The sequence below is a fragment of the Terrisporobacter othiniensis genome, assembly GCF_000808015.1.
Classification (GTDB): domain Bacteria; phylum Bacillota; class Clostridia; order Peptostreptococcales; family Peptostreptococcaceae; genus Terrisporobacter; species Terrisporobacter muris.
The window spans coordinates 1-13205 of record NZ_JWHR01000058.1; the positions used below are offsets into that span (position 1 = coordinate 1).

The window sequence follows — 13205 nt, forward strand, 5'->3', positions numbered from 1 at the left end:
TAAATCTTTTAATATAAAAAATAAAGGATAAATTGTATTAATCAATTTATCCTTTATCTTTATTAGTATAAAGTTTTAATGTTCTGTAAGTCTACTTTCTTCCATTTTTTTAGTAAACTTAGATAACATTTTATTAATAGGTCCTTTTAATATAACATTTAATATCACGGCTAAAACTAAGAATATTAAAAGTACAATTATATCTTTAGTTAAATTAGGTTTGTATATTCCTGCTACTGTCTCTCTTAAAGCTGCTATTCCATAAGTAAATGGTAGGAACGGGTTAACATTTTGGAAGAATTTTGGTGTTACTTGTATTGGGAATGTTCCTCCAGAGCCAGCAACCTGTATTACTAATAAAACTACTGCAATAGCCTTTCCTACATTTCCAAATACAGATACTAATGAGTAAACTATAAATGTAAATACTAAGCTAATGAGTAATGATAATGATATAAATACAGCTGGATTTGTTACAGTAACGCCTAAGAAATATATATCTCCAGCACTTACTATTAATGCTTGCAATAATGCTATTGTTAAAAATGTAATACCCCTACCAAAATAAACTTGATAAGGCTTGTATTCACCATATACTTCTGTTGTTAACAGTGAAGTTAAAAGTAAAACACCCACCCAAAGACTAAGAACTGTATAGAATGGTGTCATTGCTGCACCATAGTTCTCCATTGGATATAAGGAATTTGATACTAACTCTACTGGTTCTTCTAAGAAGTTAGCTTGTTCAATTATGTCATTTTTTAAGAAACTAATTAAATCATCCATTTCTTTACTATTATTCACTGTAGATAAAGCTGTTACTAACTTATCTAGAACTGATTTAGCCTCTGGAACTTTCTCTTTTATATAAGCAACTGATTCATCTGCATCTCCTGAAAAATTAAGTGCAGTGTCTAATATATTATTGATTTTTGGAAGTTTATCTTCTGCTTTTTCTAGTAATGTTATAACATCGCCAGATACAGACATTCCTTTATCAAATATTTCATTAAGTGGAGCAACTATCTGTGTATCGTAACTATTTAATAAGTTCCCTGTAATATTATTTACATCATTTAATACAGTTCGTATCCCATTTAAATTATCTAATGATGGTGTTTGTCCATTATTTAATTGCTCTTTAATACTTGCTAAAACCTTTTTCACAGAATTAAGATTACTATTTATTCCATTAATAGAATCTATAGTTCCTTGAAGAGAGGTCCCTGGAGTTATTTTATCTAGTTTAGTCAAAAACTCTCCTAAAGTAGCAGATATAGATGATAAGCTATTAACTTTGTCATAAAGTCCATCTACTAACTCAGGTGCATTCTCATATCCTTCTTGTATAGCTGTTATTAAATCTCCTATACCGCTAGCTACTGATGATGATACGTCATTTATTATTTTTATATCATTTTTTATAGTTGGCGCGATGTCATTCATGCTAGTTTTTGTTCCTTGTAAAAACTCTTTTACATCTCCAGATAAATTAATAGAATTCTTTAGTGTTGATTCTATTATTGGCATATCATTTTGAAGTAGTTTAACTATTTCAGTAATCTGACTAGATGCATCACTAGCTGTATTTAAAATGTTATCTATTTTACCAAATTTGCCTTGAACTTCAACTAAAGAGTTTTCTATTTTAGTAAGCATGGGAAGATTTTCTTCCAATGATATTCCTAGATCATTTAAGGTTTCAAAAACTGCTTCACTAGCTATTTTTACAACAGTTTTATTAACTTGTAACTGTATTGTTGATGCACCTTTCTCTGTTATTTTAGGCGCAATTGCATTTATTTTTTCATTTACTGTATATACTATCTCTGCTTTATTTATATCTTTGCTTAATACAGATATAATGTTTTTTGAAAAGTCTTTTGTAATTTCTATTGAAGCATAATATTTGCCTGTCTCTACACCTTTTTTTGCTTCTTCTTCATTAACAAATTTCCAGCCTAAGGAATTATTATCTTTTAGTTGATCAACTAATCTATCTCCCATATTCAAATCTTTATCAAATAAAGTTGTTCCTTTGTCATTGTTTACTACTGCCACAGATATATTAGATGTATTGCCATAAGGATCCCAAGAGGCCTTTATATTAAACCAAGCGTATAAAGATGGTAATATTGCAAGTCCTATTAATACGATTATTAGTGCTATATTCGAAGATATATCTTTTAAATCATCTCGAAATATTTTGATTATATTTTTCATAGGTATTCCTCCATTAAGTTGTAAGTTAAAAGTGTCTTTTTTAGATACAAACTTATTTTTTGATTAATTTTTAATATTTATACAGAAATTCCCCATATATACTAAAATAAACGCTCTCTATATTTTATTATATTTTAAGACATTGTATATTATATTACATATATTTTGAAATTTAAATATAAATTCATATCTCTACATAAATTGCCCATTTAAGGAGAAATACATAAAATATAACCAATATTATATTTCTGCATAATAAAAGGCACCCAATAAATGAGTGCCTTATGTATAATAAATAAAATTTATACACCTACTACTTTAGTAACTCCTGGAACTTCTTTAACTAATAAATTTTCTATAACTGCTTTTAAAGTCATAGTCGCACCTGGACATCCAGAGCATGCTCCTTTTAATCTAACTAATACAACTCCATCATCACTAACTTCTACTAATTCTACATCTCCACCATCTCTTTGTAATACAGGTCTAACTTTTTCTAGTACTTCTGCAACTTTTTCTTTCATTCTATGAACCCCCCTTAAGAATATTTTATAATATATTTATAATTATATACCATGTACAAATAACAAGCCACAAGAGACCATAATTATTACCATTTTATTATAATATAATAGTGATTTTACTTCCTTTTCCAACTTCATTTCCCAGTAAAATATACATAAAGATGATATTAACTATTTTTGTATAATTATTTTATTATCAATAGGTTTATTCTTATTTGTTTCATAAGTTACTATCTCTATTAAGTTTTCTCTAACCTTAACTACAGTATATGTTGGTATTTCTTCACAATAAATTTTCCTGATATACTTACTTTTATCTTTAGTTTCTTTATAAAACTTACTTCCTGTGGATGAACTTCCTGTTATATAAGTTATTCCCTTACTATCTTTTATTACATCTACTTTATCTTTTGAGTTTGTTAGGGTTTCTACTTCAAAATCCATTATTTTTTTATCTTTTATAGGATAAGTTCTAGAATATATGTGATCATGACCACATAAAGCTAAATCAATATTATTATCCTCTAATATAGATGGAAGATTATTTCTTAATATTTTTATATCTTCATCATCTTTATGTCTCCCTCCTCCATATATATCATGATGAAATACTGCTATTTTCCATTTAATATTTTTATTTTCTTCAACAGTTTCATCAACAAACTTTTTATGTTCACAGATATCTAAATTATTGGTATTAATAAATAAATATAAAGTATTTCCGTAAGTAAAATAATAATCACTACCTGCAACAGTTTTTCCTAAATTAGTTATGTTAGGCATATTAAAATGATTATAAAAATTTTCATTATCCTTATCGTGATTTCCTATGGCATTTGCAATTGGCATATGTCTCAAATAACTTGGTGACAAAAAACCTGAATACTCTAAATTACTTATATCTACCTTAGATTTATTATAATTCTCTTCTTTTGTATTAGTTTCATCTCCCCCACACACTATAAAACTAGGATCGTAACTTTTATTTAATGATTTTCTTATAACTTTATCCCAATTATTCGCATCTTTTTTTATTCCTTCTTCATATGATTTTTTCTTTTTTGATGATGCTCCAATTTGCGGGTCTGCCATAAATATAAAAGAATAATTTTGAAAATCTTTTGTTTCATACTCTAAGGGTTTACTCCATCGCCCATCACACTCATAGGAGTAAATATATGTCGTATTTGCTTTTAAATTTTCAACCGTTACCTTATTACTTATAAACCCATTCCCCATACTCACACTTTTCCCTTGGTAAATTATTTCTTTTCCACCTTTTTCGCATATCTTTATTTTACTCACTCCATCTGAAAATTTACTATACCAAGAAAAATTAAGCATAGTCTCATTTTTACCTGGCGTTAAACATATTTGTGTAAAATCGTCTAAAAATATTTCATTTTCTCCATAATTAAAAAAATAATTTTTATTCTCTTTGGAAATAGACAATCTAGGAAAAAATATTATAATAGTAATAGACAATAAAATACTAATAATTTTTTTATTTTTCATTTTTCACTCCTAAAATAGTATTTGTTTTTAATATTATTTAATCTTATTGATAAATTATTTATTTTAATAAATAAAAAATGAAATTATATCAAAAATAAATTAGTAATAGTACCCACATTAAAATTTATATGTGGTGTAATAATAACTTAATAGAGATAAGGGGATTTATGATGAATTACAACACTTTGATTTTTGATTTAGATGGCACTCTTTTGAACTCTTTAGATGACTTAGCTGATAGCGTTAATCACGCTTTAGAAAAATTAAATTATCCACCTAGAAGTAAAGAAGAAATTTGTTCTTTTATTGGAAATGGTATCGAAAAATTAATTGAACTTTCAGTACCAGAAAAAACTTCTTACGATAAATTTGCAGAATGTCTATTTCTTTTTAAAATACATTATTCGAAAAATTTGAAAAATAAGACTAAACCTTATGATGGAATAATGGAATTACTAGAATATTTAAAAGAAAATGAATATAAAATGGCAATTGTATCTAATAAATTTCAAGATGGCGTTACAGAATTAAAAGACCAGTATTTTTCAGAGTATATTCAAGTAGCAATAGGGAAATCTTCTGAAAGAAGAAAAAAACCTTACCCAGATTCAGTATTAAAAGCTATAGAAGATTTAAATTCATCTAAGGATAAATGCTTATATATTGGTGACAGTGAGGTAGATTTTAAAACAGCAAGAAATGCAAATATAGATTTTGCAGGTGTTGCTTGGGGGTTTAGAGATAAAAAGATATTAGAAGATTTAGGTTCAGACTATATAATTAATACTCCAAATGATTTAATATCTATATTAAGTTGTAAATAGTTTAAATAAAAAAAGGAGCTTAAGCTCCTTTTTTTATTATACTTAATCTTCTAAATTAGAAAGTATTTTTATTTTTTTCATAAGTTTATCAAATTGCTCTGGTGTTATAGATTGCTGACCATCAGATAAAGCTTTTTCTGGATTATTATGAACTTCTATCATAAGACCATCACATCCTGCTACTACAGCAGCCTTCGCCATAGACTCCACATATTCACGGCTTCCTGTTCCATGACTCGGATCTACTATTATAGGTAAGTGAGAATGCTTTTTTATTACAGGCACAGCGCTTAAATCTAAAGTATTCCTAGTATAAGTTTCAAAAGTTCTTATTCCTCTTTCACATAAAATTACATTTTCATTTCCGCCTGCCATAATATGTTCTGCACTAAGAAGCCATTCTTCTATTGTTGAGGATAATCCTCTTTTTAGTATTACTGGCTTGTTAGTTCTTCCCACCTGTTTTAGTAAATCATAGTTTTGCATATTCCTTGCACCAATTTGTATTACATCAACGGTGCTCATAAATTCGTCTAGATAGCTAATTGACATAAGCTCAGATACAATAGGAAGATTTGTTTCTTGCTTTGCGATTTCCATTAATTTAAGTCCGTCTAGCTCCAATCCCTGGAAACTATATGGTGAAGTTCTTGGCTTAAAAGCTCCACCTCTTAAAAAGTTAGCTCCACTTTCCTTTACCTTTCTAGCAATCTCGACAATTTGTTCTTCACTTTCAACAGCGCAAGGCCCAGCTATTATTCCTAAGTTTTTTCCACCTATTTTATTGCCATTTATATTTACAATAGTATCTTCTGGATGAAACAATCTATTGGCTTTTTTATAAGGTTCTTGTACTTTTAATATTTTTGATACACATCTTAAAGATTTTATTTCTTCTAGATTTGCTTCTGTTACATCTCCCAATATTCCAATAACACAGTCGTGTTTTCCCTTTGAAATATTAACGCCTAAATTTTTATTCGTTATATAATTTACTACTTGATTTATATCGTCACTAGTGTAGTTTTTATTCATTACTACAATCATAGTTTGCCTCCCTCTATTTAGCGGTGATTTTCTTCATTTTGTATTAGCTTGCTTAAATTCATTAGATTTCTAAAAAATCCTTCTAATACAAATCTATAGTCTTTGTTTTTTAAATAAGATAAATTCTTTTGAATAACTTCTTCTTCTCTCTTCGCATTTAAAATCCATATTTCTTGTTCTTTTTTACATCTTGCTATTTTTTTTGATATATCCATACGTCTTTCGAACAATTCAGTTATTTGCTTATCTATTTCATCTATCTCATTTCTATACTTCGTTAACTCATCCATAATTTTCTTCCTTTCTTATTTTAATCTGAAAAATTCGCTTCGCTTAAACCACTACGTGGTCGCTACACTTCATGTCATCAACAACTTCAACCGCTACTCTTAAATCAATTAGATTTTATATTTTATCCATAGAACAGATAAAATATAAAATCTTCACAATAAAAAAGAGAGCTTATGAGCTCTCTAATAATATCTAATTTATATAGATATTTCAATAGTTTCTTATTTATTTTATCACTATAAGAAATCTATAAGTATAAGCGAACTCACAATAATGATCTTCCTTTTACTTATTATTTTATCAAGTCATTTTAGTTATTCTATATTTATTATAAAAAACTTATATTCCCCAAAAAACATTAATCAAGCTATGTACAAATATACACAAGTAGGTATCTTTGTATTTTATTTTAACTATTCCAAGTATAAAAGCAATTATTAATCCAAATAATACCTTGGAAATGATTATATCTATTGTAAAAAATGAGCTACTAACTACACTTAAATTCTGACTTATTATGTCCCAGTAACCTATTTTAAATAGAGCTGATAATAAACTTACAATTATTAAAACTTTCTTTTCATCCTTTTGAAAACTTCTAATATAGTTCCATATATAATCTCTAAAAATTACTTCTTCAAATATAGGCTGAGCTATTAAGGATAATGTCAATATTATTAAATTAGATGATAAATATCCACCCTTAAAATACGGTGTTACACATATGGCACCTAAAGTAATTGAGCCTAATATTAATCTTAATTTTTTATTGTTATATTTATTGTTTAACTTAATTAACCTTTGTCCTGCTGGATTAAATAAATCATTTGCTCTTAAAATAAGAGACAAGCTTATACCCACGAGCATAATCGATATAATATTAGCAATATTAACATTTTCTAGAGTAAAATTTAATTGGCTTAAAAATATATATTTTATAATTACCCTAGCAATCTGTACTATAACCAATAAAATAATAGCATCTAGAATATATTCTTTACTTTTAGAAATATAACTATTTTCTTTTATATTCAAACATATCACCTACAATTTATTTTGTATAGTATCCATTATAGCACAGTATTAGTAATATATAGAAATATAAAATCATAATAATTTAATTGTTTAATTAATCATATAACCCATTTAAAACTCTACAAACTGTTGCCTTGCTCCATGAAGTTTCTTTTGATATTTCTCTGTAACTAAGTCCACTATTTCTTAGTTCTTTTATATACTCAATATCTGAGTCCTTAATTTGTTTTTCTTTTGGTTTCAAATTGTTTCTTAATGATTTTAAATTCTCAATCTCTTGTTTTAAATTCTCTATCTCCATTTGTTTAGCTTTTAATTTATCTTCGTAAGAGTCTCTCATTTCATTGAACTCTTTAATATAATTAACTTTCCATTCATCTTGTGATTTTGTTTTAAATAATCCCATTTAATTACACCTCTATTCATATTTATTTCCTTCTTTATAAGATAATTTCTTTATTTTTAATGAAATTCCTTGTATTTTACAAGTAAATCCATTCTAAAAATTAGTCCAAATTTCAACCTTTTTTATTAATTTTCAAAATATTATTTTATTTTTCTATGAATTAAGAGTATCTTCTTGGTTATATAATAAAATAATAATATTTAATTTATATACACATAGGATTTATTCTTGTAGTGTAATATGATATTATAGTTAGATAAAAATATATAAAATTCAATTCTCTCGAGCAACGTGTAGGCGAAATCCTTCATATAATCAGTTATATATCTTTCCCATGATTTTAAACTACTCTATGGGTACTTGTCTTTATATATGTTTGTTGCTCAAAATTAGAGAAGGAAAAATTTATAGAGAGAGGTCGTAAATATGAATTTTAAAGAATTAGGTATAGGTAATGATTTAGTAAATGAGTTAAATCAAATAGGAATAAAAACTCCTACACCTATACAACAACAAGCTATCCCTGTAATTTTAAATAAAAAAGATATAATTGCTCAATCTCAAACTGGTACAGGCAAAACTTTTGCATTTTTATTACCTATGTTTGAAAATATTAATACAAAAGAAAATAACATTCAAGGATTAATTATCACCCCAACTAGAGAGCTTGCTATACAAATAAGTGAAGCTGCTCAAAAACTAAATAAAGCTAAAGAAATTAATATATTAGCTGCTTATGGTGGAAAAGATATAAAATCTCAATTAAATAAATTAAAAAAAAGTATTCACTTAGTAATTGCTACTCCAGGTAGGCTTTTAGACCATTTGGATAGGGATTCTATAAATCTTAGTAAACTAAAAACACTTGTTATAGACGAAGCTGACCAAATGCTTTTAATGGGCTTCAGGAACGAAATGGAAGCTATAATAAAAGAAACTAATAAAAAAAGACAAACTTTATGCTTTTCAGCTACCATGGATTCAGATGTAAAGAAACTAGCTTATAGACATACAAAAGATCCTACTGAAATAACTATAAAAAGTAAAAAGATAACTTTAGATACTATTAAACAAGAAGTTGTTGAAACTACAGATAGACATAAAAAAGAAGCTTTATGCAAAGTCTTGAATAAAGATAATCCTTTCATGGCAATTATTTTCTGCAGAACAAAAAGAAGAGTAGACGCTTTGGAAGAAGCTCTTTCTATTGATGGTTATAATTGTGAAAAATTACATAGCGATATTTCGCAATCTAAACGTGAAAGAATAATGAAGTCTTTTAGAAAGGCTGATATTCAATATCTAATTGCTACTGATGTAGCTTCTAGGGGTCTCGATATTACTGGCATAACTCATATATATAACTATGATATCCCTGAAACTAGCGAGGACTATATACATCGTATAGGGAGAACTGGTAGAGCTGGAGAAGATGGATATACTTGTATGTTTGTTGATCCTAAAAATACTAGAACTTTAGAGGAAATCGAAAATAACATCAATTATAGAATTCCTAGAAGAAATTTAGAAGAAATTTAATATAAAAACCTATCTATTTTTAGATAGGTTTTTAATTATGTTCAATCATAAATTTTAATTTAATACACAAATCATGTTTACATAAATCTATCAACTTGTAAGCCACATGATTTTTAGGCTCATTATCATCTTCTTCTACATCTATCCATGTAGATACTATCTCTTGCTTTTCATAATCAAATTTCAGTTTAATATTAGGCGTGTCAAAGTCTTTTATATCCACAGAAAAATCATATAATTTATCTTTTTGATTATTTTCTATGTATTTAATTATTAATTGTTTATTTTCAAATAACAAATTATCATCTCCTTATATAATCTATACTTTCCACACTGATTAAATTTATAAATAAAAAATTAATTAAAATAAAAAACAGTACTAATTTATTAATTAATACTGTTTTTATCTATGAATATTTTTATTTTTAAGATACAATGTTAACTTTTAAGTAAGAGATTTTTTACATATTCCAATTAAAGTATTTTCAAAATTAATATTATCTTCATTCGATCTTTTCTTAGGACCTTTAACTCTTCCACCACTTTTTCTAATTTTCTTAGATATATGCCTGCTATAAAGTAACCTATCAATGTTATCATTTGTATAAATTAAACCATTTTGATTTATAACATAATAAGCCTTATTTATTGCCATTGCTGCTAAACCATAATCTTGAGTTATAACAATATCATCTTTTTTAACAAGATTTATAAGTGCAAAATCAACAGAATCTGCTCCTTTTGAAAATATCATTGTTTTTGCTCCTTCTTTGTTAAAAATGTGTGCCGTATCACACATTATAATTACATCTATATTAAATTTTTTTGCTATATTTATAGTTAAATCTATTACTGGACATCCATCCCCATCAATTAATATTTTCATATTCTCTCCTATTTTTAATCTTCGTCGTCATCGTCGTCTTCGTCGTCTTCGTCGTCTTCGTCATCATCAGATTCATTTTCAGTTCTATCTTCTAACTCATCTTGTAGCTCATCCATAACTTCTTCGTTTAGGTAAACATTATCTTTACCATCTGCTCCTAAAAGAGACATAATTTCATCTACAGACATATGCTCTATAGTATCTTCTAGAGTATCTTCATCTAAATCACATAGTGCTTCATATCTACCAAGACTGACACCTTTTTCCCTCGCAAGAGCTATATCTTCTTCTGTTCCTTTTAGATAAACAAATTTGGTATTATTTAATCCTTTGCTAACTGTATCTTTTACTTCATTTTCATACTTATCATTACTAATTTTATCAATAAATGTAAATCCTACTATTCCCTCCTTACTATCACTATAATTTTTACTTAAATATGTTTCTAGTATCTTAATTCCTTCTTCCAAAGTCTTACCTTTTAATTCTTCTAAATTTATTGTCTTTCCATCATCGTTAATCCCATAAACATTAACTATATTTTTATTTTTATCTAATTCAAATTCAATACTTGGGTTAACATCTATAGACATCAGTGCATAAACACCACCACTATTATTATTTTTTACCATAGGTACTACTAATAATACTAACATGGCTGCAATAGTTAAAATAGGTATGATTTTATTTTTCATGGTATTTCTACTTTTAGTTAATTCGTATAAATCCTCTTCTAAGAAAATTATCGTGTCTCCTACTTCCATGTTTTCCTTATTTTTAATCCTAATAACAGTAGAGTCGTCTTTTAGAACTAAAGAATACTTTTCTTTTATTTCAAGTATAATTCCTTTATTGTACATAATTCAACCTACCTTTTTATCCATAATTTTAAATTTCTGTAGTTTTTATCAAATATTATAATTACAGTAATTATAAACTTTTTGCTACCTTTAATTATTTTTTCTGTTACATTAAATTGAAGTGAAATTCTTTTTATGGGTAACCTCTTTTTTTCATACATAAAATCTAATAAAGGCTTCTCTTTGCTAACCTTTTCAGATAAGTTTATAGCATTTTCTCTTGTTTTTTTATGTTTTGGAGCATCCTCAACCAAATCTTCAAAATCAAAATTAAATTCTTTTATATGTAACTTTAAACTTTCTATTTCATCTTTTAATTGATTTTTATCTTCTATGGGATTTATAAATTCTTCACTAAATTCTATGCCTTCTTCTTTTAGACTTTCCAAGGATGGATCTAAACGATGCTTGTTTTCTTTTAATAAATAGTTTTTTATCCTACTACTTATTACTAGGTTGGCAAATGGTAAAAATGGACCTTTATCTTCACTATGTTTTTTCATAGCTTCATGAAATGCCAATAATCCTATACTGAATTCTTCATCATTTTCTATAGAAACATACCTCTTTGTCACCTTACTTATTGATTTAATAATAAAAGGCAAATGTTCTTCAATAAATTCATTCTCAAATTGATAATTGCTTCTTTTTAAATTCATTTACGTTCCTTTCCTTATAATTTATATTTACTACTATATGATAATTAAAATTGTAATCTTAGCTTTAGTCATTAAAAAATCCAACTTCAATTCCTTTTATATTATATAATACAATTAATCTTTAAGATTTAGGTACTTTTTCCCTTTTTATCAGAATATTCTATATGTAAAATAAAAAATTTGACTTGTTCAATTAACAAAGTTATAAATAAAAAAAGAGATTCTAAAATCTCTTTTACACTATATTATATAAATTTTCATATTTTTGAGGTTTCATTCTTTCATCTTTATTAATGGAATCTATATTTTCCATATCTTCCTTCTCTATTTCAAAATCAAATATATCTATATTTTCTTTAATTCTTTTAGGATGACTTGTTTTTGGTATTGCAATAACATTGTTTTGTAAATGCCACCTTAGTATTATTTGTGCTTCACTTTTATCGTATTTTTGCGCTAAATTTTTAATTATAGAGTTGGATGATAGCTGTCCTCTCATTATAGGACTCCATGCTTGAACTACAATATTATGCCTTTTACAAACTTTTAATAACTCTTTTTCTGAACGATTAGGATGTATTTCTACTTGATTTACCATAGGGTTGATTTCCGAAAAGCCTATAATTTCTTCTAATTGTTTCACTGTACAATTACAAACCCCTATTGCTCTAACCTTCTTCTCTCTATATAAATTTTCAATAGCCCTCCAAGTTTCTTTAATATTTTCTGTTGGCCAATGAACCAAATATAAATCTATGTAATCTAATCCTAGCTTTTCTAAAGATTTATTAAAAGCTTTTGTTGTATTTTCATATCCTTCATCATTAACCCATACCTTCGTAGTTACAAATAATTCTTCTCTAGGTAGTCCAGATTCTCGAATCCCTTTACCCACACCTTCTTCATTATTATAAAATGATGCTGTATCTATACTTCTATACCCTGCATTAATAGCTTCTTTTACAATATTACATGCCTCATCATTTTCATTTTGTAGTTTATATGTTCCAAAACCTATAATAGGAATTTTTACACCATTAGATAATTGTATAATTTTTCTTTCCATTTCTCTTTTAACCTCCACTAAGATTCCCTTCATTTACCCACAATCTTTATAATATATTATTTATTGTAAGCCATCAACTATATTAATATAACCAAAAACACCTTAAATATAAATATGAACTGCACCCTTCATGTGGAACAATATAAAACAACCTAGGCTACCTTTTTCTTGTATTTTACAGGAGAAAGGTAGTTTAATTTTGCCTGTATTCTTTCTTTGTTATAATAATCTATATATTGAGATACAATTTCAATCACCCATTTACTTGATAAATTCTTTAATCCTTGAGAATAGAATGCTTCTGTCTTCAATGATGAAAAGAAACTTTCC

Annotated in this window: 15 protein-coding genes; 2 read left to right on the forward strand and 13 right to left on the reverse strand. The window is 26.7% G+C overall.

Going from position 1 to position 13205, the window contains the following annotated elements; translation table 11 throughout:
* Nucleotides 1-75: 75 nt before the first annotated feature.
* The 3 genes from QX51_RS05250 to QX51_RS05260 all read right to left on the reverse strand — a co-directional run bounded on the left by QX51_RS05250 (nt 76) and on the right by QX51_RS05260 (nt 4262).
* Entirely contained in the window at nt 76-2223 is a 2148-nt protein-coding gene (locus QX51_RS05250; protein WP_039678856.1) for a YhgE/Pip domain-containing protein, read from the reverse strand.
* A gap of 302 nt (nt 2224-2525) precedes the next feature.
* Nucleotides 2526-2747 (reverse strand): NifU family protein, encoded by a 222-nt coding sequence (locus tag QX51_RS05255; RefSeq protein WP_039678857.1) that lies wholly within the window; start codon nt 2745-2747, stop codon nt 2526-2528.
* Between the two features lie 171 nt (nt 2748-2918).
* Nucleotides 2919-4262 carry a purple acid phosphatase family protein gene (locus QX51_RS05260; RefSeq protein ID WP_039678858.1) on the reverse strand — a complete coding sequence of 448 codons (1344 nt, stop codon included), beginning with the start codon at nt 4260-4262 and terminating at the stop codon, nt 2919-2921.
* 170 nt (nt 4263-4432) lie between these two features.
* Between QX51_RS05260 and QX51_RS05265 the strand changes: the two genes are divergently transcribed.
* Nucleotides 4433-5086, forward strand: coding sequence for an HAD family hydrolase (locus QX51_RS05265; protein WP_082007797.1), 654 nt, complete (start codon nt 4433-4435; stop codon nt 5084-5086).
* Between the two features lie 42 nt (nt 5087-5128).
* Here the strand turns inward: QX51_RS05265 and aroF are convergent, their stop codons facing one another.
* From aroF to QX51_RS05285, 4 genes are all read right to left on the reverse strand, one after another.
* Nucleotides 5129-6133, reverse strand: coding sequence for a 3-deoxy-7-phosphoheptulonate synthase (gene aroF / locus QX51_RS05270; RefSeq protein WP_039678860.1), 1005 nt, complete (start codon nt 6131-6133; stop codon nt 5129-5131).
* 17 nt (nt 6134-6150) lie between these two features.
* Complete coding sequence (locus QX51_RS05275; protein ID WP_039678861.1) at nt 6151-6423, reverse strand: chorismate mutase; 273 nt, start codon at nt 6421-6423, stop codon at nt 6151-6153.
* Nucleotides 6424-6763: 340 nt separating this feature from the next.
* On the reverse strand, nt 6764-7459 hold the full coding sequence (locus QX51_RS05280; RefSeq protein ID WP_052232891.1) for a CPBP family intramembrane glutamic endopeptidase: 696 nt from the start codon (nt 7457-7459) through the stop codon (nt 6764-6766).
* A gap of 94 nt (nt 7460-7553) precedes the next feature.
* Nucleotides 7554-7865: a helix-turn-helix domain-containing protein gene (locus QX51_RS05285; protein ID WP_039678862.1), complete on the reverse strand. Its 312-nt coding sequence runs from the start codon at nt 7863-7865 to the stop codon at nt 7554-7556.
* Nucleotides 7866-8291: 426 nt separating this feature from the next.
* Between QX51_RS05285 and QX51_RS05290 the strand changes: the two genes are divergently transcribed.
* Complete coding sequence (locus QX51_RS05290; RefSeq protein ID WP_039678863.1) at nt 8292-9404, forward strand: DEAD/DEAH box helicase; 1113 nt, start codon at nt 8292-8294, stop codon at nt 9402-9404.
* A gap of 31 nt (nt 9405-9435) precedes the next feature.
* On the opposite strand, the gene QX51_RS05295 is transcribed toward QX51_RS05290, so the two are convergent.
* The 6 genes from QX51_RS05295 to QX51_RS21765 all read right to left on the reverse strand — a co-directional run.
* The gene (locus QX51_RS05295) at nt 9436-9702 is read right to left on the reverse strand and encodes a hypothetical protein (protein WP_039678864.1); all 267 of its coding nucleotides are present in this window, start codon (nt 9700-9702) and stop codon (nt 9436-9438) included.
* 147 nt (nt 9703-9849) lie between these two features.
* Nucleotides 9850-10290, reverse strand: coding sequence for a YaiI/YqxD family protein (locus tag QX51_RS05300; protein WP_039678865.1), 441 nt, complete (start codon nt 10288-10290; stop codon nt 9850-9852).
* 14 nt (nt 10291-10304) lie between these two features.
* On the reverse strand, nt 10305-11150 hold the full coding sequence (locus QX51_RS20580; protein ID WP_039678866.1) for an anti-sigma factor domain-containing protein: 846 nt from the start codon (nt 11148-11150) through the stop codon (nt 10305-10307).
* 8 nt (nt 11151-11158) lie between these two features.
* Complete coding sequence (locus QX51_RS05310) at nt 11159-11809, reverse strand: RNA polymerase sigma factor SigI (RefSeq protein WP_039678867.1); 651 nt, start codon at nt 11807-11809, stop codon at nt 11159-11161.
* A 235-nt stretch (nt 11810-12044) separates the two neighbouring features.
* Complete coding sequence (locus QX51_RS05315) at nt 12045-12875, reverse strand: aldo/keto reductase (RefSeq protein ID WP_039678868.1); 831 nt, start codon at nt 12873-12875, stop codon at nt 12045-12047.
* Nucleotides 12876-13027: 152 nt separating this feature from the next.
* Nucleotides 13028-13205, reverse strand: a 178-nt coding sequence (locus tag QX51_RS21765; RefSeq protein ID WP_152607214.1) for an IS3 family transposase, incomplete at its 5' end; no start/stop codon positions are given.